The following is a 20201-nucleotide window of genomic DNA, read 5'->3' as shown; positions in this document are numbered from 1 at the left end:
GCGGCGCGGCCCGACCCGCGCCTGGGGCACCATCGAGGGCATGAGGCCCACCCACCGACCCGTCGAGGACGGCGTCGCCACCGACCTGGCGGGCGAGTCGACGTACGGCTCCTACCTGCGCCTGGACCTGCTGCTCGCCGCACAGCAGCCGGTCACCGACCACCACGACGAGATGCTCTTCGTCGTCCAGCACCAGGTGACCGAGCTGTGGCTCAAGCAGCTGGTGCACGAGCTGCGCTCGGCCATCGCGCTGATCGACGCCGACGAGCTCGCCCACGCGCTCAAGCGGCTGGCCCGCGTCAAGGCCGTCCAGCGACAGATGTTCGAGCAGTGGGGCGTGCTCGAGACGCTGACCCCCGTGGAGTACCTGCAGTTCCGCGACGCGCTCGGCAAGGCGTCGGGGTTCCAGTCGGCGCAGTACCGGACGGTGGAGTTCCTGCTCGGCAACAAGACACCGGCGATGGTCAAGGTGTTCGAGCACGAGCCCGACACCCAGGCGCAGCTGGCCGCCGACCTCGCCGCGCCCAGCCTCTACGACGCCTTCCTGGGCCACCTGGCCCGCCAGGGCCACGACGTGCCGCCCGCGGTCCTCGAGCGCGACCTCACGCAGCCCTACGAGCCGCACCCCGGCGTCGTGGAGGTGTTCCGCCGCGTCTACGCCGACCCCGAGCGCCACTGGGAGGTCTACGAGACGTGCGAGGAGCTCGTCGACGTCGAGGAGGGGTTCCACCTCTGGCGGTTCCGCCACCTCAAGACGGTGCAGCGGATCATCGGCCACAAGCGCGGCACCGGAGGCTCGAGCGGCACGTCCTTCCTGCAGCGCGCGCTCGAGCTGACGTTCTTCCCCGAGCTGCAGGACGTCCGCACCGCGCTCTGACCGCGGCCGCGCTCCCGGGCCAGCGCTCCCGTTTCGGACACGTCCGGGGCACTGTCCGGGGTGCAACTGCCCCGGAACTGTCCGAAACGGCGGACGCCGGGCCCTACCGCCGCAGCACCTTCCGCGCCCAGGCGTTGCCGGCGAACTGCAGCACCTGCACGATGACGATGACCAGGAGGATCGCCGTCCACGTGACGTAGCCGTTGAACTGGCGCAGCCCGAAGGTGAGCGCCAGGTTCCCCAGACCGCCCGCGCCGATCACGCCGACCACGGCCGTCATGTCGACGATCGCCACGACGGCGAACGTGAAGCCGAGGATGAGCGGGCCGAACGCCTCGGGCAGCAGGACGGTGAGCACCACCCGCAGCCGGCTGGCCCCCATCGCGCGGGCCGCCTCGAGGACGCCCGGCTGGACGCTCACCAGGTTCTGCTCGACGATCCGCCCGATGCCGAACATCGACGCGACGACGATCGCGATGATCGCGAACTCGTTGCCGATGCCGCGGATGCCGACCTCGCGCACGAACGGCTGCAGCGCGATCGCGAGCAGGATGAACGGGATCGGGCGGAAGAAGTTCACCACCACGTTGAGCAGCGTGTTGGCCACCGCGTTCGGCCAGATGCCGCCCCGCCGGGTCACGTAGAGCGCCGTCCCGAGCACCAGCCCGAGCAGCCCACCGAGCAGCAGACCGGCCCCGGCGAGGTAGAGGGTCACGAAGAACTCGGAGACGAACTCCCCGCGCAGCTCCAGGACGCGATCCATCAGGCCACCTCCCCCGTCGAGCCGACGTCCGCGACGCGGGCCTCCGCCTCCGGCACGTCGGTCACGGTCACGAGCTCGCCGATGCGTCGCACGGCGTCCTCGACGGCGGCGTCGTCGCCGCGCAGCTCCAGCGTGAGGTGGCCGAACGCGCGACCCTGGACGTCCTCGATCCCACCGAAGACCAGCTCGAACTCGACGTCACGCCGCACCAGCTCGGCGAAGACCCGCGACTGGCTGACGCTCTCGTCGCGGAAGCTGACCGTCACGAGCCGCCCGTCGTGACGTTCCCGCAGGTGCGCGACGGCACGCGCGTCGGGGACGTCGTCGACGAGCGTCCGCACGAAGCGCTGCGTCGCTGGGTGCGACGGCTGGGCGAAGACGTCGAACGTCGATCCGGCCTCGACGACGCGGCCGCGCTCCATGACGACCACGCGGTCGGCGAGGCTCTTCACGACCTCCATCTCGTGGGTGATCACGAGGATGGTGACGCCCAGCTCGGCGTTCACCCGGCGCAGCAGCGCCACGACGTCGGCCGTGGTCTCGGGGTCGAGTGCGCTCGTGGCCTCGTCGGCCAGCAGGATCGCGGGGTCGGTGGCGAGGGCGCGGGCGATCGCCACGCGCTGCTTCTGCCCGCCGGAGAGCTGCTCGGGGTGCTGGTGCGCCTTCTCGCTCAGCCCCACGAAGTCGAGCAGCCGCTCGATCCGCGCGTGGCGCTCCGCCTGCGGCACGCCCGCGACCGCGAGCGGGTAGGCCACGTTGCCGTAGACCGTGCGGGAGTGGAACAGGTTGAACTGCTGGAAGATCATGCCGATGCCGCGCCGAACCCCCTGCAGCTGCCGCTCCGACAGCGTCGTCACGTCGGTGCCGTCGACGCGGATCGTGCCGCTCGTGGCCGGCTCGAGCGCATTGACCAGCCGGACCAGGGTCGACTTCCCGGCGCCGGAGTAGCCCATCACGCCGACGATCTCCCCGGCCTCGACGTGGAGGGTGACGTCGTCGACGGCGTGCACGGGCTCACCACCGCGACGGGTGGGCGGGTACGTCTTGCTGACACCCTCGATCTCGATCAGGGCCATGGTCTCCTCCTGGACGTCGGACGCGCAGGTCCGTGCCCGACGACCAGGTCGTGGTCGTCGGGCACGAGCGGCGTCAGGACTGGTTGGCCTTCGTCTCGGCCTCGGCCCGCTCGTACACGTCGACGAGCTCGGACCGCGGCGCCTTCACCAGCTGGGCGGTTCCGCCGGAGACCTGCTGGAGGCCGTCGGTCACGGCCTTGGTGTCCTGGAAGATCTCGACGAGGCGCTGGTAGGTGGGATTGTCGGCGTCCTCGGCGCGGGCCACGAACACGTTGACGTAGGGCTCGGCCGTCGGGTCGGCGGCGTCGTCGGTCGCCAGGGCGTCGTCGAACGACAGGCCGGCCTTCTCCACGAAGTCGTTGTTGATGACCGCCGCGTCGAGGTCCTCCAGGCTGGTCGCGGTCACGTCGGCCGCGAGCGCCTCGACCTTCACCCGCGAGGCCCCGGTGTCGACGTCGGAGAGGTCGGTGAAGATCGACGGCTCGCCGTCGAGCTCGATCAGACCGTTCTTGGCGAGGATGCCGAGGGCGCGGGCCTGGTTGCTCACGTCGTCCGGGACGGCCACGGTGCCGCCGTCCGGGATGTCGCCGACGGCGTCGTGCTGCGAGGAGTACAGACCCAGCGGGTACACGGCGGTGGAGCCGACCGGGGTCAGGTCGGCGTCGTTGGCCAGGTTGTAGTCGGCCAGGTAGACCAGGTGCTGGAACTGGTTGAGGTCCAGCTCGCCCGCACTGACCGCAGGGTTCGGCTGCGTGTAGTCGGTGAAGTCGCGCAGCTCCACGTCGATGCCCTCCGCGGCGGCGGCGTCGACGAAGACCTCCCAGTACGGGTCGCTGGCACCGACGACGCCGATGGAGACCGTCTCGGCGTCCTCGCCGGCGGCGCTCGTCGCGTCGTCGCCGCGGGTCAGGAAGAACGCGACGAGGGCGATCACGACGACGGCCGCGACGGCCGCGCCCGCGACGAGCGGACCTCGCCGCTTCGGGGCCTCGATGGTGGTGGGCTGCTCAGACATGGCGGGGTCCTTCTCTCGGCGATCGGCCGACACGGGGGCAGGCGACGTCGTCCGGGTGAGGACGACCCCTGCACGCTACGAACTCCCGTCACGACACCGTGACCACGCCCAGCATGCGAGAACGGGCCGAGCAGGGGCCGCGGTAGTGGTACGACTCAGGCCTGGTCGTCGTAGGACCAGACCACGTCGTCGCGGACCACCCTCGCCGGCACCCCGGCGACCACGCTGTGGGCCGGGACCTTCTGACCACGCACCACCGACCGCATCGCCACGACGGCGCCGTCGCCGACGTCGGCGTGACCGGTCACCACGGCGTCCTTGCACAGCCACACGTGCCGGCCGAGGCGGATGTCGGCGCCGAACGGGTTGATCCGCTCGCCCGTGACGCGGTCCTCGAGCCGGTGCATGTCGTCCGTCGCGACGTACACGTCGGAGGCCCACAGCTGCTCGGGGCCGGCCACGATGCTCCCCCCGTTGCGGGCGTCGACCACGGCGCACCGCGTGGCGATGAGCGGGCCGTGCAGCACGATGTTGGACCCGCCGCCGCAGAACAGCTCGCCGGCGGTGATCTCGCAGCCGGCGTCGACGAACACGGTGGCCTCGTCGCCGCCGACGAGCAGGGTCGACACGGTGCGCAGGGCGGACCCGACGGCGATCACGACGTCGCGGACGGGGAACAGCGTCAGCTGGGCGAGGACCTTCTCCGGCAGGCAGGCGCCCTCGGCGAGGTAGAGGGCGTTGTCGCAGTCGTGCCACCACTGCGGGACACCCTCGGTCGCACGGTGCCAGGTGAGGGCGTCGATCGCGCCGGCCTCGGCCCCGGCCGCGCGCAGACGCTCTCGGTGGCCGGGGTCCATGCCCGGGCCCATCGCGTCCTGCGTCGGCGTCGTGGTCACCCGTGCATCCTGCCAGCCGCGCCGACCTCAGTGCGCGGGACGCTCGACCTGCGCTACGAGCTCCTGCGGGGCCTGCACGCAGTACGACTCCGTGAGCAGCTCGCGCAGCTCCGCCGGCTCGACGCCGGGACCGTCGTCGAGCACCAGCCCCACCACGTCGCCGCTGCGCCCGACGCGGAAGTAGGGGTGGCCGAGGTGCTCGAAGGCGGCCACCTCGTCCATCGGCGCCCGGAAGGTGACCCGCACGAGGCCGTCCTCACCCCCGAACACGTGGGCGACGTTGTGTCCTCGCACCACCCATCGGGTCCCCGTCCAGGCTCGCTCGCGGCGCGTCTCGGGCAGGTCGTCGAGGACGGCGGCCACCTGCGCCAGCAACGCCTCGGGTACCGGTGCACGTGCCACGCGGAGCAGCCTGCCACGCCCCGCCGACACGACCCGCCGCACGTGCGAGGGCCCCGACCACCTCGCGGTGGTCGGGGCCCTCGTCAGGGGTGGTGCGGGTGGGGGCTCAGAAGCCCATGCCGCCCATGTCGCCCATGTCCGGCGCGCCGCCACCGGCGGCAGCCGGCTCCGGCTTGTCGGCCACGACGGCCTCGGTGGTGAGGAACAGCGCCGCGATGGACGCGGCGTTCTGCAGCGCGGAGCGCGTGACCTTGGCCGGGTCGATGATGCCCGCGGCGATGAGGTCGACGTACTCGCCCGTGGCGGCGTTCAGGCCGTGACCGGCGTCGAGGCCGGCGACCTTCTCCGCCACGACGCCGCCCTCGAGGCCGGCGTTGATCGCGATCTGCTTCAGCGGGGCCGACGCGGCGGTGCGCACGATGTTGGCACCCGTGGCCTCGTCACCCTCGAGCTCGAGCTTCTCGAACGCGGCCTTGGTGGCCTGGACGAGCGCCACGCCGCCACCGGCGACGATGCCCTCCTCGACGGCCGCCTTGGCGTTGCGCACGGCGTCCTCGATGCGGTGCTTGCGCTCCTTGAGCTCGACCTCCGTGGCCGCGCCGACCTTGATGACGGCCACGCCGCCGGCCAGCTTCGCGAGGCGCTCCTGGAGCTTCTCGCGGTCGTAGTCGGAGTCGCTGTTCTCGATCTCGGCGCGGATCTGGTTGACCCGTCCGGCGATCTGGTCCTGCGAGCCGCCACCCTCGACGATCGTGGTCTCGTCCTTGGTCGTGACGACCTTGCGGGCCGTGCCGAGCAGCGAGATGTCGGCGTTCTCGAGCTTGAGGCCGACCTCCTCGCTGATGACCTCGCCACCGGTGAGGATGGCGATGTCGGCCAGCATGGCCTTGCGGCGGTCACCGAAGCCGGGGGCCTTGATGGCGACCGACTTGAAGGTGCCGCGCATCTTGTTGACGATCAGGGTGGCCAGGGCCTCGCCCTCGACGTCCTCGGCGATGATCGCGAGCGGCTTGCCCGACTGCATGACCTTCTCGAGCACCGGGACGAAGTCCTTGACCGAGCTGATCTTGCTGTTGACGATGAGGATGTAGGGGTCCTCGAGGACCGTCTCCATGCGCTCGGGGTCGGTGACGAAGTAGCCCGACAGGTGACCCTTGTCGAAGCGCATGCCCTCGGTGAGCTCGAGGTCGAGGCCGAACGTGTTCGACTCCTCGACCGTGATGACGCCCTCCTTGCCGACCTTGTCCATGGCCTCGGCGATGATCTCGCCGACCGTGGGGTCAGCGGCCGAGATGGACGCGGTGGAGGCGATCTGCTCCTTGGTCTCGACGTCCTTGGCCATGCCCAGCAGCTGGCTGCTGATGGCCTCGACGGCGGCCTCGATGCCCTTCTTCAGGCCCATCGGGTTGGCGCCGGCGGCCACGTTGCGCAGACCCTCGCGCACGAGCGCCTGGGCCAGCACGGTGGCCGTGGTGGTGCCGTCACCGGCGACGTCGTCGGTCTTCTTGGCGACCTCCTTGACGAGCTCGGCGCCGATCTTCTCGTAGGGGTCCTCGAGCTCGATCTCCTTGGCGATGGAGACACCGTCGTTGGTGATCGTGGGCGCGCCCCACTTCTTCTCGAGCACGACGTTGCGACCCTTGGGGCCGAGCGTCACCTTGACTGCGTCGGCAAGCTGGTTCATGCCGCGCTCGAGACCGCGACGGGCCTCTTCGTTGAACGCAATGGTCTTGGCCATGTGGAACTCTCCGGTTCGACGTGGTGGGTGTGACCGGTCGGTGCCCGCGACGGACGAGCCCTGCGCCGCGGCGAACCCTTCCCGCTGCGGCCGTGACCCTCACCGGGCCGGTCTGATGTCTAGCACTCTCACTATAGGAGTGCTAACCAACGACTGGCAATCGGGTCCCGAGAGTGCCAGTCCGCCCCGCGGGACGACCGGTCAGTCCTCGTCGCCGATGACGAGGCGGGGGAGGCGGTCGCGCCAGGGCCGGCCGCGGGTCTCACCGCGAGTGGGATCGACGGCGGCCACGGGGACCGGCACGGGCAGGACCGGAGCGACAGGGTCGCCGGCCTCGTGCTCCGCGGCCTCCGCCAGCCGGTCCTTGCGGGCGATCCACAGGACCGTCGCGACGATCACCACGACCGGGATGAACGCGGGGATGGCCAGCACGGCCACCGGGTGCGTCGTCAGCACCTCTCCCGCGACCGTCGGCTCCATCCGTCGAGCCTAGACCGAGAGGAGCAGGTAGATGCCGGTGAACGTGTAGCCGACCATGAGCACGAGCATGGCGAGCTGGCCGGTGAGCCGGTGCGCACGCGGCAGCAGCGCGAGTGCCCGGTCGTGCGCCGCGACGACGGCCACGACGTGCCCGGCCACCACGAACCCGACCTTGTAGACGGCCAGCACGTCCGGGTGCTCGGACAGGAAGTACGAGACCTCCAGCCCGTTGCCGACCCCCAGGAGCTGGAGCAGGTCGATCGCCGCGGCCTGGCCGCGCTCGAGCAGGTAGGTCAGGTAGTGGGCGAAGATGTAGCCCACGACGATCGGCACCAGCGAGTGCGCCATCAGTCCGGGCAGCGCCCGGCGCTCGTGTGGCGTGACCCCGCCCGTGGCCACCGACGCCGCGACGAACGCCACGCCGACCACGACGCAGAACAGCAGCAGCACCAGTGACGTCGTGAGCGTGGAGTGCGAGCCCGACTGCCACCGCTCGGACGCCGAGAAGCTGTCGAAGGCCGTGGACCCCAGCAGCACCGCGATCGCGGCCACCAGGCCGGGCGCGACGGGCAGCAGCGGCAGAGAGCGCAACGGGTCGTGCGGGTCGAACCTGCGGTCACGCACGAGCGGGGCGAGGCGAGCCACGAAGGCGCTGTAGACGTCGAACGGGTCGGCGCGGTCGAACCAGCGCGGGCCGAACAGCACACCGCCCAGCACCGTGACGACCACGTAGGTGGCCACCCAGGTGCGCACCGTGACGACGTCGCCGGCGTCGGGCGAGACCAGCTCGAGCCACACGAAGGCGAACAGCCCCACCGCCGCCGGCCAGTAGCCCCAGACGTCGCGGTAGGCCACGAAGCCCTCCGGACGACCGGTCGCGCGACCCACCAGCCACTGCAGCGACCGCCACGGCGACAGGTCCTTCCACACGTGCCCGGCGAGCAGCGCCAACGGCACCAGCCCCACCCACACGAGGATGTAGAAGGCGGCGATGCCCGGGTTCGTCGCGTCGTCGGGGCCGAGGAACAGGGCACCCAGGAACCAGGCGGCGAGCAGCGCGCCCAGCACCGCGAGCCACGGCCGCCGCGACGGCTCGTCGGGGACGACGTGCCCGGCCGGCGGCTGGAGGCGCGGCTCCTTCCACGCGAACGCCAGCACGGCGAAGGAGATGGTGAGCGCCCACGACGCACCGACGATCGCGTACAGGAACGGGATCGGCAGGTCCGTCGAGCCGCCGACGCCGTGCATCGGCAGCGGCAGCACGGCTCCCACGAACGGATCGAGCACGGGTCAGGGCCGGACGACGAGCTGCACGATCACGGCGTGGGTGGCGTGCGACTCCACCGCCACCTGGCCGGGGCGGTCGATCGTGAACGTCCTCGACGTCTCGTCACCGGCCTCGACGTCGATGCTCACCTCCGGGTCGGAGTGCACGTGCACCTCGTCGGCGACCTCGGCCGTGACGTTCAACGTGATCGGCTCCCCGACCTTGACCTCCACCCGCTCGCCCTGCGGCGTCGGGCCGTCGGCGGAGAGGGTGACGTCGACGACCACGCCAGGTTCGGCACTCACGTCGGCACTCTCCTCGGCCGACGGGGACGCGCTCGCGCTGCTCGGGGCAGCACTGGGGGCGTCCGTGCCCGGGTCCGGGTCTCCGCACCCGGCGAGCAGCAGCCCGGCAGCCACGGTCGTCACCAGGGCGGCGGTCAGCCGCGCGGTCGGAGTCGTCCTCATGTCGGGTTCCTCTCCTCCCCGTCGTCGGGGGTCTCGCCGGCGTCGGGCTCGAAGGCCCGGTCGATCAGGTCTCGTTCGCGCTGCTCGTCCTGGCGGTCCTTGCGGGCGATGTAGAGCACCACCCCCACGACCACGATCGCCGGCACGAAGGCCGGGATCGCGACGAGGGCGGCGTGGTGCGCCCACAGCACCTCGCCGTGGGCGACCCCGAGGACCGCCGGGTCGGGGGTCACGCCGTCCCGGCTCCGCTCCCCTGGTCCAGGCCCGAGCCGCCGCCCGGGCCGTGCTCCAGCTCGTCGCGCCGACGGCGTCCCTCGCGGGCGATGGCCCCGGAGACGCGCGCCACGGCCACGCTGATGCCGGCCAGGATCGCGAGGCTGCAGATCAGGACCACGAGGTTCGCCACGCCCCACATCCACGGCGAGGTGTCGAGCTCGCGCTCACGCTGCAGGATCTCGATCTCCGGGACGAACTCGCGGGTCATCTGCGACTCGACCGGGACCTCCTCGGCCCCGAGCGCCTCGTCGGCCGGCAGGAAGATCGGCGCGGCGGTGAGCATGCGGCCGTCCTGCACGCGCAGCAGCGTCTTCCAGGTGCCGCCGATCGGCATGGGCTCGGTGGTCTCCCACGAGTCCGGGCCGGTGCGCCTCAGCGACTGCGTGACGACGCCGGCGCCGCCGCCCTGCCACGCGGTGATCTGCACCCACGTCGGGTTCTCGTCGACGAGGCCCTCGGTGGTGGTGACCTCGACCATGATCTCGGGCTGGGCCTCCGTGCCGACCTGCTGGACGGCGAACGTGGCCTCGGCGTTCTCGGGCACCGTGGCGTTGAGCCCGTTGCCGACGGCCACGGACGTGACGACGATCGACCCGACCACGATCGAGCGACCCACCCAGCGGTTGCTCGGCAGGCGGCCGTCGAGGCCCATCGCGAACAGGGCGCCGCACAGACCGGCGCCCAGGGCCACGGGAACCACGGTCACCAGGCTCTCGAGCCAGATGTCCTGCGGCCACGGGAACTGGAAGACGGCGTCGTTCCAGAACTTCTCGATGACTGTGCCGACCGTGCCGATCAGCAGACCGCCGACGGCGCCGAACACGAGCGGCCTGTCCTTCAGCCGGCTGAGCGCCAGCAGCTCGATGATCAGGGCGCTGCCGAGGTAGAGCGGGAACACGTGCGACGCCTGGCCGAAGACGTCGCCCACGATGAACGAGACGACGCCGCGCGTGATGACGAAGAAGAACGCCGCGAACAGGGCCGCGCCCGGACCGGCGTACAGCCGCGCGGCCACGAGGGTCAGTGCGGCGGCCGCAGCGATCATCAGCGGCGCGAAGACCATGCGGAACTGCGCGATGCCGAAGTCGAACTCCGCCTGGAAGACCGACAGGCCGATGAGGAGGCCGCCGAACGCCATCGAGAGGGTCAGCTTGTGCAGCGTCCGCGCGCCGTGGTTGTCGGCCGAGCGCTTCCACTCCTCGGAGAACTCGGCCTCGCGGTGCAGCAGGATGATGCCGGCCGTCGAGAGGCCGGCGCCGCCGATCAGCATGAGGTGCGTCGGGCCCCAGAGCGTGACGTCCTGGCCGAACAGGCGGTGCCACACGTCGTCGAGCGGGAAGCCGATGAGGGCGTAGAGCCCGCACGCGGCGATGAAGATGCCGGCGACGGGGGCGTACCAGCTGCGGGTGATCCGCACCGACGCGATGCCGGGACGCTGGCCGTCGCGCGGGAACACGATCGCGCTCATGCCGGCGATGAACAGGGCGAAGAGCCCGTAGAGGATCAGGTAGTGGGCGGGGTTCGCGAGCGGGCCCTCGTCGCGTCCGCGACCGGCGTGCAGGCTCACGTCCCACAGGAACCCGAGCAGCGCGACGACGAGGGAGCTGGCCACGAACAGCGAGGGGATGGACGCCCAGCCGGGCTCGCCGGTGCGCTCGTGCAGGCGGTCACCGAGGGTCTGGAACCACTCGATGCGGTGGGTGCGGTGGGCCCAGGCGATGGCGACGAGGACCGCGGTCACGAGGCCGGCCCCGACGCTCAGTCCGATGACCTGGTCGAGGGCCGCTCCGCCCACGGGGGCAGGCTCTGCGGCGACGAGGATGGCGGGGAACATTCCGGGAGTATGTCAGCGCGCCATGTGACACCGCAAGTGTCAGATGAGGTGCGTCACACCGGGGCGCTCGACGTCGACGAGCGTCCGGTGCGCGTGGTCACGACGGGCAGCGACGGCGCCCGTCACCGGGTCAGTGCCCGACGACCTCCTGGGCCTCACGGCCCTTGGGGCCGTCGACCACCTCGAGCTCGACCGCCTGGCCGTCCTCGAGCGTCTTGTAGCCGTCGGACTTGATCTTGGACCAGTGGACGAAGACGTCACCCTGGCCCTCGACCTCGATGAAGCCGTAGCCCTTGTCGGCGTTGAACCACTTGACGGTGCCCTGCACCATGACGAACTCCCACCTGGTGACGCGATCGAACCACCTGCCCGGACCGATCTGACGCCGAGCCTATACGCGCCGGTCGCGGCGCAGAAGAGCGCGGTTCACCCGCTGGTCACCCAGCCCGTCGACCGGCCTGCGACACCGCCCTCGGGATGGACCCCGATCGACCCTGACCGCACCCTGGCCGCACCCCGGGAACAGGGTGCGCTGCTCGGTCGGCGTGCTTCAGTGGAGGCACACGAACATCGATCGAGGAGCTGGACTCTCATGACCGCCTATCCCCACGAGCCCGCGCCCGGCCAGGGCACCGGGCAGGGCGAGCCCCTGTCCGACGACACCCAGCGCAGCATCGGCGTCATCGTGCACGCCGTGCCGGCGGCCGCCCTCGTGCTGAGCGCAGGCACCCTCGGCTTCGTGGCGTCCCTCGTGATCTATCTCGTCTACAAGGACCGTGGCGAGTACGCCCGCCGCCAGGCGGCCAACTCGCTCAACGTCCAGATCACCACGGGCATCCTGCTGCTGCTCTCGCTCCCGCTCATGCTGGTGCTGATCGGCTTCGTCACCTACGGGATCGTCATCGTCTGGGCCGTCGTGCTGCACGTCGTCGGCGCGGTGCGCGCCAGCAACGGCGAGTGGTGGAACCCGCCGCTCACCCCCCGCTTCGTCCGCTGACGCGGCTCGGAGATTCCCAGGTCGACCTGAGAATCGCCCGGCACGCACGGCTTCCTCACGTCTGCACGGGTTGCTTGCCGTGCGGGCGTGAGGTCTCCGTGCGCCGGTGCGCCTGTTCGGCTGCCCACCCGCAGGACGAGGATCAGGCGCAGCCGCCGGCGACGGCGGGGATGATGCTGATCTGCGCGCCGTCCTTGACGGGGGTCTCGAGGCCCTGGGCGAAGCGCACGTCCTCCTCGGCCACGTACACGTTGACGAAGCGGCGGAGCTTGCCGTCCTCGTCGACGATGCGGGCCTTGATGCCGGCGTAGGACGACTCGAGCGAGTCGAGCACCTCGGCGAGCGTCGCGCCGTCGGCCTCGACCTTGGAGGAGTCGCCGGTGTAGCTGCGCAGGATGGTGGGGATGCGGACGGACACGGACACGGTGGTCTCCAGTCGATCGAGGGGTGAGGGGCGGGAGCGGTCGTCGGCTCAGGCGAGGCCGGAGGCGACGAACGCGTCGTACGTGGGGGCGATCGTCGCGGCCGGGCCGACGCGGCCCGAGACGGCGTCGAGGGTCTTGAGCCCGTGGCCGGTGTTGATGAACACCGTCTCGAGGTCCGGGTCGAGCTGCCCGGTCTCGACGAGCTTCTTCAGGACGGCCAGCGTCGTGCCGCCGGCGGTCTCGGTGAAGATGCCCTCGGTACGCGCCAGCAGCACGATCGCGTCGCGGATCTCGTCGTCGCTGACCTGCTCGACGGCGCCGCCGGTGGCCCGCGCGATGTCGAGCACGTAGATGCCGTCGGCGGGGTTGCCGATGGCGAGGGACTTGGCGATCGTGTCGGGCTTGACCGGGCGGATCGCGTCATGACCCTCGGCGAACGCCGTGGCCACCGGGTTGCAGCCCTGCGCCTGGGCGCCGAAGACCTTGTAGGGCTTGTCCTCGACGAGGCCGAGGTCGATGAGCTCCTTGAACGCCTTGTGCACCTTGGTCAGCTGCGAGCCGGAGGCCACCGGGATGACGATCTGGTCGGGCAGGCGCCAGCCCAGCTGCTCGGCGATCTCGTAGCCCAGCGTCTTGGAGCCCTCGGCGTAGAACGGTCGGACGTTGACGTTGACGAACGCCCACCCGTCCTCCTCGCCGGCGATCTCGCTCGCGAGCTTGTTGACGTCGTCGTAGTTGCCCTCGACGGCGACGAGGTTGTCGGTGAAGACGGCCGAGTTCACCTGCTTGGGCGTCTCGAGGTTGCTCGGGATGAACACGACGGTGCGGATGCCGGCGCGCGCCCCGGCGGCGGCCACGGCGTTCGCGAGGTTGCCGGTCGACGGGCACGCGAAGACCTTCGCGCCCAGCTCGGTGGCGGCGCTCAGGGCGCACGCGACGACGCGGTCCTTGAAGGAGTTGGTGGGGTTGGTGCTGTCGTCCTTGACCCAGAGCCTGGTCAGGCCCAGCTCGGCGGCGAGGTTGCGCGCCTCGAGCAGCCGCGTGAAGCCGGGCTCGGTGTTCGGGCTGGACTCGATGTCGTCGGGCACCGGCAGGAGCGCCTTGTAGCGCCAGATGTTGCGCGGGCCGCTCTCGATCTGCTCGCGCGTGACCGTGCCGAAGTCGTAGTCGACCTCGAGCGGCCCGAAGCAGTCGTCGCACGCGTAGTGCGGGCCGAGCGGTCGCGTGGCGCCGCACTCGCGGCAGACGAGCCCGGTGGCGGACCCGAAGGCGCCGTCGCGCAGCGAGCCGCGCTGGGCGACCTCGGCCTGGTCGACGTCGGATGCCGCGGACGTGGTGGACGGGGCGGTGGTGATGCTCACGAAAGCCTCCTGGTCATCTTTCCCGACCTCTCTGGTCGGGACGGAATGAGCACCTGGCTCCGGTGTCCTGGGTGGACGGTGGAGCTGGTTGCTGGGGCGTCGTCGGGCCGTGTCCCTGTACCCCTCTGGATGAGCAGGTCCAGCGTAGGCAGGCGTCTCACCATGTGTCCAATTGGTCCGCGATGCGAGACGCAACGGTCCACGGAGCGGGCGTCCACAGATCGAGCCGCAGGCGAGCGCGCCGCCCGTGGTCGTCCACAGCCGTCGGCGCAGCCGGGCGTCGCGCCGGCCACGAGGGCCATGTCCCGTCGACCGCACCGGACCGACCGGTGCCGACGTCGGAGGTCTTCACTATGCCGCTCACCATCCGTCCACTCCGCACCCGTGCCGCCACGCTCGTGGCTGCGCCGGCGCTCGCCGTCACCGCCGGACTGCTGAGCAGTGCCGTCCTCGCCGACCCGCCGTCCAGCCGGCACCGCCTGCCGGGGCACACGATCGTGGCCGTGGAGGGCGATGCCGAGAACGGCTTCAGCGTGTTCCGACTGGACGGCAGCAGCGAGCACCCGCCGACGCTCTCGGAGTCGACGGCGGAGTGCCACGAGCACGACGACCCCACCGACGTCGCGGTGTGCCTGGCCGAGGTCGAGACCCGCTTCGAGGGACTGACCGACGTGCAGCTCAGCCTGCGCTGGGCAGCGGGGCGTCGCGGGGGCCCCGGCCCTCGGTGAACCGGGCGCACGTGTGACGCACGGGACCCGACCCCGGTTTCCGCGGCAGGCCTAGGAGGCCTCGGTGAGCGAGTCGGCGACGTCGCCGAACACGCAGTCGGTGAGGGCCAGCAGCGCGGGGTCGCCCGTCACGTGCTCCGGGGCGCCGATGGCCAGCATCACGTTGATGAGCATGCCGTGGGCCACGAAGTCACGGGCCCGGTCGTCGTCGATCCCGGTGCCGCGGACGACCTGGAAGATCTCGGTCATGCGCGACCGCGCGAACGCCCCGATCTCGGGATCGGTCGCGGCGGCGAACCCGTGGACCATGAGCTGCAGGGCGTCGCGGTCGCGCAGGACCAGGTCGGCGTAGGCCTGGCCGAGCGGCGAGAGGCCCTCCTCGGAGTCGGGGTCGATCACCTGCGTGGCGATGACGTGCTCGAAGGCGTCGATGATGCGACGGGTCGCGCGGTCGAACACCTCCACGAACAGCTCGAGCTTCGTGCCGAAGATCCGTACGACGTAGGGCTGCGAGACGCCGGCCTCCTTGGCCACCGCGTCGGTGCTGGTCCCGGCGTACCCCGTCCGGGCGAAGGCGCGGGTGGCGGCCTCGAGCACGAGCTCGCGGCGGGCGTCGGCACTCATCCGGGGGGTCATGGTTGACAGGTTATCACCTGATTACTTAAAGTCGTCCACAAGTAATCATTCGATGCCTTCCACGCTCGGCCCCCTCCCCCAGGAGCACTCCCATGACCACCGACACCCTCGACTCCCCCGCCTCTGCCCCACCGCCCACGGGCACGCCGTCGGCGACCACGACCTCCGCGCGCCGACGCACGGCGCTCGCCCTCACGGCGGCCTCGTTGCCGATGTTCATGGCCACCCTCGACAACCTGGTCATGACGAGCGCCCTGCCGGTCGTGCAGTCCGACCTGGGCGCCACCGACACCCAGCTGTCGTGGTTCATGAACGCCTACACGCTGCCCTTCGCGACGTTCATGCTCGCGCTGGCCGCCGTGGGCGACCGCCTCGGACGACGACGCGTGATGCTGGCCGGCATCGGCGTCTTCACGCTCGGGTCCGTGGCCGCCGCGCTGAGCGGGTCGGCCGAGGCCCTCATCGCGGCGCGGGCCCTCCAGGGCGTCGGCGCCGCGGCGATCGTGCCGCTGTCGCTCACGCTCCTCGTCGCCGCCGTGCCCCCCGCGGCGCGAGCCGCGGCGATCGGCATCTGGAGCGGCGTGGCCGGGCTGGGTGTCGCCGTCGGACCCGTGATCGGCGGCGCCGTGGTCGAGGGGCTCAGCTGGCAGGCCATCTTCTGGATCAACGTGCCCGTGGCCCTGGTCGCCGTGCCGCTGCTCCTGCTCGCCACCCCGGAGTCGCGCAGCTCCGCGCCCGGACGCCCCGACGTCGTCGGCACGTTCCTGCTCGGTGGCGCGGTCTTCGCAGGTGTCTGGGGCATCGTCCACGGCAACGACGACGGGTGGTCCTCCGCCGGGGTCGTCGGCACCCTCGTGGCCGCCTCGGCCCTCGCGCTCGGGTACCTGACATGGGCCGCACGGCTCGACCGATCCACGCGGCCGGGTGACGACGCCGTCCTCCCGCTCCGCCTGTTCCGTCGCCGGGCGTTCAGCGCGGCGAACGTCATCGGCCTCATGTTCAGCCTCGGCATGTTCGGCAGCGTGTTCCTGCTGTCGCAGTACCTCCAGGTCGTGCAGGGCTACTCCCCGCTCGAGGCCGGTCTGCGCACGCTCCCCTGGACCGCCGCCCCCATGGTGGTCGCCCCGATCGCCGGAGCACTCGTCCCCCGCCTGGGCGCCCGGTCGCTGCTGGTCGTCGGGCTCTCCCTGCAGACCGTGTCGCTCGTGTGGTTCGCATCGGTCGTCGAGAGCTGGTCGGGCTACGGCGACCTGGTGGTCCCCCTGGTCCTGGCCGGCGTCGGCATGGGCCTGACGTTCGCCCCCATGTCGACCGCCGTGCTCGACGGACTGCCCGACGACGACCTCGCGATCGCGAGCTCGGCCAACAACACCGTCCGCGAGTTCGGCGTGGCGCTCGGGATCGCGGTCATCGTCGCGGTCTTCCAGGGAGCCGGCGGCTCGATCTCGCCGCAGGGCTACGACGGGGCGATCGGTCCGTCGCTGCTCGCCGCCGCGGGCGCGGTCGGCGTGGCGCTCGTCGCCGCGCTGTTCGTCCCGGGCCGGCCGGACCGGACCGTCGGCTGAGCCCTGCTCACCGCCCGTGCCGACGCCGACGTCGCGTCGTCACGGGCGGGTAGCCGCCGTCGTCCAGGCCCGCGAGCCGCTCGAACGGGTTGTACGACGAGTGGTCGCCCGCGACCACCCAGGAGAACCCGGCCGCCAGCAGGTAGAGCGGCACCATGACCGGACCGACCAACCAGGCGTACCGGGTGACGTGCCGGTCCTCGTGCTGCAGGAGCCGGGGCCGGTCGCGCAGCCAGGCGTGGTCGTGGGTGCTCACGACCACGGAGCCGAGCGTGAAGGCACTCGCCACCGGGAAGCGCCATCGGTAGCCGCCCGCCAGGTAGGTGCCGCGCCCGTGCCGCTCGATCGTGGCGCCGCCCAGCCACGCGACCACGAGGCCGGCCACGGTGCTCAGGTTGACCCAGTTCAGCACCGTCCGGACGCGCGTCCACGGCGTGTGGACCGGCAGGCGCTCCCCGGGGATGCTCACGGCGCAGCACTCAGGCGTCGAGGGCGTCGGCCCAGGCCGTGAGCCACGCTGCGACGCCGTCGGGTCCGGGCAGCACCACGTCGGAGCGACTCACGAGCGCGTCCTGCTCGCCCGACGCCGACGCCACCAGGACACCGTCGCCACCGCTGCGGCGCAGGTGCTCCACCGCCTCGAAGGCCGGCAGGTCGCCCAGGTCGTCGCCGACGTAGACGACCCTCCGCAGGCCGGTCGTCTCCACGAGGTCGCGCAGCGCGACCCCCTTGTCGGTCGCGTGACCGCGCAGCTCGAGCACCTGGCGGCCCGGCTCGACCTCGAGGTCCAGGTCCGCGGCGAGCGCCCGGAGCGGGCCCTCGAGCTCGTGGATCAGGTCCGCGTCGATGCCCCGCGTGTGGATCGCGACCGCCAGGCCCTTGTCCTCGATGCGGACGTGCCCTGCGCGGTGGTCGGCGAGCCACTGGGGAAGCATCGACGCCAGCCGCTCCACCGAGTCCGGACGGTCGGGACGCTCGAGCACGTCGACCTCGGCGTCCCACCGCTCCGCTCCGTACTGCCCACAGATCACGAGCCGCTCGAGGCCCGCGAGCCCACGGAACCCGCTGAGCGTCAGCGCCTGCTCGACCGGACGGCCGGTGACGATCGCGACCTGCCCCAGCACGTGACCCAGACGGGCGACGGCCGTGACGGCGTCGGGGTGCGCGAAGGCCCGGGTCGGGTCGTCGACGACGTGCGAGAGGGTGCCGTCGAAGTCCAGTCCGAGCAGGATCTGCCGGGGGTCGACGAGCAGCGACGCCGGGACGTCGGGCGTGGGGTGGTCTGCCGCGGGCACCCGAGCATCATCGCAGCCGCGGAGCGCGACTCAGGAGACGGGACCGACCAGCACGATCGTGAGCCGCTGGCCGCTCATCCCGTTGACGATCGGGGCCACGGCCTGGATGCCGAGGTCGTCGGCCAGCTGCCGCGCCTCCGCCTCGCGGCCCTGCGGGTAGTGCACGGTGTTGGCCGCCGAGTAGCCGCGCCAGTTGCCCACCGCGCCGACGGTCCAGCCCTCGGCGGTGACCCGCTGGCCCACCGTGCGGGCCAGGCCCTGGGTGCGCGACGCGTTGAGGACGGAGACCTGGATCGACGACCGGTCGACCGCGGGCTCGGTGGGCTCGGGCTCGCTGGTCTCGGTGGGCTCGGGCTCCGGCGTCTCGCTGGGCTCCGGCTCGGTCGTCTCGGTGGGCTCCGGCGTGGGCGTGGCGGACGGCTCGGACGCAGCAGGGCTCGAGCTCGCCGACGCGACCGGGGCGTCGTCGTCGTGGCCGGTGACCAGGAGCCAGGCGAGCCAGGCTCCTGCCAGCACGACCACCCCGCCGACCGCGAGGAGCGCCCAGGTGGGCAGCACGAGCGCCCGGCGGGTCACCGTGCGGCGGTGGTCGGACACCCGCGACCGCGACTCAGAGATCGATGCCGAGGCGGCGCGCCGAGCGACTGCGCTGGCGCTGAGCACGCAGACGACGCAGACGCTTGACCAGCAGCGGGTCGAAGGCGAGGGCGTCGTCGCTGTCGATGAGGGCGTTCAGCAGCTGGTAGTACCGCGTGGCGGACATGTCGAACTTCTCGCGGATGGCCTGCTCCTTGGCCCCGGCGAACTGCCACCACAGCCGCTCCATCGACAGCATGTCGAGGTCGCGGTCGGTCAAGGTGCTGCCCGGACGTGCCGGGTCGTGGCTCGACTGCTCCACTGCGCTCATGGCGTCACCCTAACCCAGGAATGACAGTGGTGTCATTCGCTTCGGCGGACTGCTGCTCTGGTATGCGTGGAGGCATGGCCGAGTCCCCCAGCAACATCCAGCCCAGCAACGACCAGCCCAGCAACGACCAGCGCGCCGCCGCGGCCGTCCCCGCCGACCGGCCCCTGCGCTGGGGCATCCTCGCCACCGGACACATCGCCGGCAGCTTCGCGCGGGACCTGGCCCTGCTGCCCGACCACGAGGTGGTGGCCGCGGGCTCGCGCGACCGGACGCGGGCCCAGACCTTCCTCGACGAGCACGGCACGCCGACGGCCCGCGCGTACGGGAGCTACGACGAGCTCGTGGCCGACCCGGACGTCGACGTCGTCTACGTCGCGAGCCCGCACAGCCGCCACCTCGAGGACGCGCTGCTGTGCCTCGACGCCGGCAAGCCGGTGCTGTGCGAGAAGGCCATGACGCTGGACGTCGCGAGCGGACGCGAGCTCGTCGCCCGCGCACGCGAGACGGGCCTGTTCCTGGCCGAGGCCATGTGGATGCGCACGAACCCCGTCATCCGCGAGGTGAAGCGGCGCGTGGACTCCGGCGCGATCGGAGAGGTCGGCGAGCTCAGGGCAGCCCTCGGGTTCGCGGCCGGCCCGGACGTCGCACGCCTGTGGGACCCCGAGCTCGGGGCCAGCGCGCTGCTGGACATCGGCATCTACCCGCTCACCTTCGCCCACCTGGTGCTTGGCCACCCGCACAGCGTCACCGCCGCCGGCGCGCTGCACGCGCGCGGATTCGACGTGGCGGGAGGGGCCACGCTGGTGCACGAGGCTCGCGGGTCCGGTGGCTACCAGCCCGTCTCGAGCATCGCGTGGACGCAGCTCGCCCAGTCCGACAGCACGGCGTCGATCGCCGGCACGGACGGACGGATCGAGATCGACGGCCGCTTCCACCACCCCACGTCCTTCACGCTCGTGCGCGGGGACGAGCGTGAGCGGATCGACGTGCCCGTCACCGGACGCGGGTACGCCCACGAGGCCGAGGAGGTCGCGGCCTGCCTGCGGGACGGACGGACCGCGTCGGCGCTGCTGCCGCTCGAGGCCACCCTGCAGATCCAGGAGCTGATGGACACGATCCTCGAGCAGATCGGCACGCACGCTCATCGGTGACCAGCCAGTGCTGACCGGCCAGCGCTGACCGGCCAGCGCTGACCG

General features: G+C 71.7%; 24 protein-coding genes and 1 riboswitch. Of the genes, 5 read left to right on the top strand and 19 right to left on the bottom strand.

The window, feature by feature from the left end:
- The first annotated feature begins 40 nt into the window (after nt 1-40).
- Nucleotides 41-877, top strand: a complete 837-nt coding sequence (locus tag NBW76_RS04480) for a tryptophan 2,3-dioxygenase (protein ID WP_055963597.1) — start codon at nt 41-43, stop codon at nt 875-877.
- A gap of 103 nt (nt 878-980) precedes the next feature.
- Here NBW76_RS04480 and NBW76_RS04475 read toward each other — a convergent pair whose 3' ends face one another.
- The 12 genes from NBW76_RS04475 to NBW76_RS04420 form a co-directional block, all read right to left on the bottom strand.
- Complete coding sequence (locus tag NBW76_RS04475; protein ID WP_055963593.1) at nt 981-1640, bottom strand: methionine ABC transporter permease; 660 nt, start codon at nt 1638-1640, stop codon at nt 981-983.
- Nucleotides 1640-2716, bottom strand: a complete 1077-nt coding sequence (locus NBW76_RS04470; RefSeq protein WP_056556212.1) for a methionine ABC transporter ATP-binding protein — start codon at nt 2714-2716, stop codon at nt 1640-1642. The genes NBW76_RS04475 and NBW76_RS04470 overlap by 1 nt, the downstream gene beginning before the upstream one ends.
- 73 nt (nt 2717-2789) lie before the next feature.
- Nucleotides 2790-3731 (bottom strand): MetQ/NlpA family ABC transporter substrate-binding protein, encoded by a 942-nt coding sequence (locus NBW76_RS04465; protein WP_056556215.1) that lies wholly within the window; start codon nt 3729-3731, stop codon nt 2790-2792.
- 155 nt (nt 3732-3886) lie between these two features.
- Nucleotides 3887-4627 carry a hypothetical protein gene (locus NBW76_RS04460; RefSeq protein WP_156364872.1) on the bottom strand — a complete coding sequence of 247 codons (741 nt, stop codon included), beginning with the start codon at nt 4625-4627 and terminating at the stop codon, nt 3887-3889.
- A gap of 27 nt (nt 4628-4654) precedes the next feature.
- On the bottom strand, nt 4655-5029 hold the full coding sequence (locus tag NBW76_RS04455) for an MmcQ/YjbR family DNA-binding protein (RefSeq protein WP_055966173.1): 375 nt from the start codon (nt 5027-5029) through the stop codon (nt 4655-4657).
- A 106-nt stretch (nt 5030-5135) separates the two neighbouring features.
- The gene (gene groL / locus NBW76_RS04450) at nt 5136-6767 is read right to left on the bottom strand and encodes a chaperonin GroEL (protein ID WP_055963583.1); all 1632 of its coding nucleotides are present in this window, start codon (nt 6765-6767) and stop codon (nt 5136-5138) included.
- A 201-nt stretch (nt 6768-6968) separates the two neighbouring features.
- A complete protein-coding gene (locus tag NBW76_RS04445; protein ID WP_055963579.1) occupies nt 6969-7247 on the bottom strand; it encodes a hypothetical protein in 279 nt (92 codons plus the stop codon).
- Between the two features lie 9 nt (nt 7248-7256).
- Nucleotides 7257-8519: a hypothetical protein gene (locus NBW76_RS04440; RefSeq protein WP_235493051.1), complete on the bottom strand. Its 1263-nt coding sequence runs from the start codon at nt 8517-8519 to the stop codon at nt 7257-7259.
- 18 nt (nt 8520-8537) lie between these two features.
- The gene (locus NBW76_RS04435; protein ID WP_056556217.1) at nt 8538-8981 is read right to left on the bottom strand and encodes a hypothetical protein; all 444 of its coding nucleotides are present in this window, start codon (nt 8979-8981) and stop codon (nt 8538-8540) included.
- A complete protein-coding gene (locus NBW76_RS04430; protein ID WP_055963573.1) occupies nt 8978-9214 on the bottom strand; it encodes a hypothetical protein in 237 nt (78 codons plus the stop codon). The genes NBW76_RS04435 and NBW76_RS04430 overlap by 4 nt, the downstream gene beginning before the upstream one ends.
- Nucleotides 9211-11091, bottom strand: coding sequence for a hypothetical protein (locus NBW76_RS04425; RefSeq protein WP_156364873.1), 1881 nt, complete (start codon nt 11089-11091; stop codon nt 9211-9213). Before NBW76_RS04425 ends, NBW76_RS04430 begins: the two co-directional genes overlap by 4 nt.
- A gap of 130 nt (nt 11092-11221) precedes the next feature.
- Nucleotides 11222-11422 (bottom strand): cold shock domain-containing protein, encoded by a 201-nt coding sequence (locus NBW76_RS04420; protein ID WP_055963570.1) that lies wholly within the window; start codon nt 11420-11422, stop codon nt 11222-11224.
- A gap of 261 nt (nt 11423-11683) precedes the next feature.
- On the opposite strand from NBW76_RS04420, the gene NBW76_RS04415 reads away from it, so the two are divergent.
- On the top strand, nt 11684-12088 hold the full coding sequence (locus tag NBW76_RS04415; RefSeq protein ID WP_055963566.1) for a DUF4870 domain-containing protein: 405 nt from the start codon (nt 11684-11686) through the stop codon (nt 12086-12088).
- A 142-nt stretch (nt 12089-12230) separates the two neighbouring features.
- Here the strand turns inward: NBW76_RS04415 and NBW76_RS04410 are convergent, their stop codons facing one another.
- Nucleotides 12231-12512, bottom strand: a complete 282-nt coding sequence (locus NBW76_RS04410) for a ubiquitin-like small modifier protein 1 (RefSeq protein ID WP_055963564.1) — start codon at nt 12510-12512, stop codon at nt 12231-12233.
- Between the two features lie 48 nt (nt 12513-12560).
- Entirely contained in the window at nt 12561-13868 is a 1308-nt protein-coding gene (thrC, locus tag NBW76_RS04405; RefSeq protein ID WP_369797003.1) for a threonine synthase, read from the bottom strand.
- Between the two features lie 16 nt (nt 13869-13884).
- Nucleotides 13885-14010: riboswitch (SAM riboswitch) on the bottom strand.
- Nucleotides 14011-14227: 217 nt separating this feature from the next.
- Here thrC and NBW76_RS04400 point away from each other — a divergent pair.
- The gene (locus NBW76_RS04400; protein ID WP_056556221.1) at nt 14228-14602 is read left to right on the top strand and encodes a hypothetical protein; all 375 of its coding nucleotides are present in this window, start codon (nt 14228-14230) and stop codon (nt 14600-14602) included.
- A 51-nt stretch (nt 14603-14653) separates the two neighbouring features.
- On the opposite strand, the gene NBW76_RS04395 is transcribed toward NBW76_RS04400, so the two are convergent.
- Nucleotides 14654-15238: a TetR/AcrR family transcriptional regulator gene (locus tag NBW76_RS04395; protein ID WP_055963558.1), complete on the bottom strand. Its 585-nt coding sequence runs from the start codon at nt 15236-15238 to the stop codon at nt 14654-14656.
- Between the two features lie 92 nt (nt 15239-15330).
- Here NBW76_RS04395 and NBW76_RS04390 point away from each other — a divergent pair, with 92 nt between their 5' ends.
- Nucleotides 15331-16803 (top strand): MFS transporter, encoded by a 1473-nt coding sequence (locus tag NBW76_RS04390; protein WP_082482036.1) that lies wholly within the window; start codon nt 15331-15333, stop codon nt 16801-16803.
- A gap of 7 nt (nt 16804-16810) precedes the next feature.
- Here NBW76_RS04390 and NBW76_RS04385 read toward each other — a convergent pair whose 3' ends face one another.
- Genes NBW76_RS04385 through NBW76_RS04370 form a run of 4 tightly spaced genes read right to left on the bottom strand, consistent with a single transcriptional unit; the run spans nt 16811 to nt 19005 of the window.
- Nucleotides 16811-17272, bottom strand: coding sequence for a hypothetical protein (locus NBW76_RS04385; RefSeq protein ID WP_235493052.1), 462 nt, complete (start codon nt 17270-17272; stop codon nt 16811-16813).
- A gap of 10 nt (nt 17273-17282) precedes the next feature.
- On the bottom strand, nt 17283-18098 hold the full coding sequence (gene otsB, locus NBW76_RS04380) for a trehalose-phosphatase (RefSeq protein WP_055963551.1): 816 nt from the start codon (nt 18096-18098) through the stop codon (nt 17283-17285).
- A gap of 30 nt (nt 18099-18128) precedes the next feature.
- The gene (locus NBW76_RS04375; protein WP_056556224.1) at nt 18129-18695 is read right to left on the bottom strand and encodes a LytR C-terminal domain-containing protein; all 567 of its coding nucleotides are present in this window, start codon (nt 18693-18695) and stop codon (nt 18129-18131) included.
- A gap of 13 nt (nt 18696-18708) precedes the next feature.
- Entirely contained in the window at nt 18709-19005 is a 297-nt protein-coding gene (locus tag NBW76_RS04370) for a DUF3263 domain-containing protein (protein WP_055963545.1), read from the bottom strand.
- A gap of 74 nt (nt 19006-19079) precedes the next feature.
- On the opposite strand from NBW76_RS04370, the gene NBW76_RS04365 reads away from it, so the two are divergent.
- The gene (locus tag NBW76_RS04365; protein WP_082482037.1) at nt 19080-20156 is read left to right on the top strand and encodes a Gfo/Idh/MocA family protein; all 1077 of its coding nucleotides are present in this window, start codon (nt 19080-19082) and stop codon (nt 20154-20156) included.
- Nucleotides 20157-20201 lie beyond the last annotated feature (45 nt).

Source organism: Aeromicrobium sp. Leaf245, assembly GCF_942548115.1.
GTDB lineage: Bacteria > Actinomycetota > Actinomycetes > Propionibacteriales > Nocardioidaceae > Aeromicrobium.
The sequence above is the reverse complement of the archived record's forward strand: the minus strand, read 5'-3'. Positions and strand labels throughout refer to the sequence as shown.

Coding starts and splice junctions, on each gene's coding strand:
- NBW76_RS04480 (WP_055963597.1), top strand. CDS start 41: ATGAGGCCCACCCACCGACCCGTCGAGGACGGCGTCGCCACCGACCTG.
- NBW76_RS04475 (WP_055963593.1), bottom strand. CDS start 1,640: ATGGATCGCGTCCTGGAGCTGCGCGGGGAGTTCGTCTCCGAGTTCTTC.
- NBW76_RS04470 (WP_056556212.1), bottom strand. CDS start 2,716: ATGGCCCTGATCGAGATCGAGGGTGTCAGCAAGACGTACCCGCCCACC.
- NBW76_RS04465 (WP_056556215.1), bottom strand. CDS start 3,731: ATGTCTGAGCAGCCCACCACCATCGAGGCCCCGAAGCGGCGAGGTCCG.
- groL (WP_055963583.1), bottom strand. CDS start 6,767: ATGGCCAAGACCATTGCGTTCAACGAAGAGGCCCGTCGCGGTCTCGAG.
- NBW76_RS04445 (WP_055963579.1), bottom strand. CDS start 7,247: ATGGAGCCGACGGTCGCGGGAGAGGTGCTGACGACGCACCCGGTGGCC.
- NBW76_RS04435 (WP_056556217.1), bottom strand. CDS start 8,981: ATGAGGACGACTCCGACCGCGCGGCTGACCGCCGCCCTGGTGACGACC.
- NBW76_RS04425 (WP_156364873.1), bottom strand. CDS start 11,091: ATGTTCCCCGCCATCCTCGTCGCCGCAGAGCCTGCCCCCGTGGGCGGA.
- NBW76_RS04420 (WP_055963570.1), bottom strand. CDS start 11,422: ATGGTGCAGGGCACCGTCAAGTGGTTCAACGCCGACAAGGGCTACGGC.
- NBW76_RS04415 (WP_055963566.1), top strand. CDS start 11,684: ATGACCGCCTATCCCCACGAGCCCGCGCCCGGCCAGGGCACCGGGCAG.
- NBW76_RS04400 (WP_056556221.1), top strand. CDS start 14,228: ATGCCGCTCACCATCCGTCCACTCCGCACCCGTGCCGCCACGCTCGTG.
- NBW76_RS04395 (WP_055963558.1), bottom strand. CDS start 15,238: ATGACCCCCCGGATGAGTGCCGACGCCCGCCGCGAGCTCGTGCTCGAG.
- NBW76_RS04390 (WP_082482036.1), top strand. CDS start 15,331: ATGACCACCGACACCCTCGACTCCCCCGCCTCTGCCCCACCGCCCACG.
- NBW76_RS04370 (WP_055963545.1), bottom strand. CDS start 19,005: ATGAGCGCAGTGGAGCAGTCGAGCCACGACCCGGCACGTCCGGGCAGC.
- NBW76_RS04365 (WP_082482037.1), top strand. CDS start 19,080: ATGGCCGAGTCCCCCAGCAACATCCAGCCCAGCAACGACCAGCCCAGC.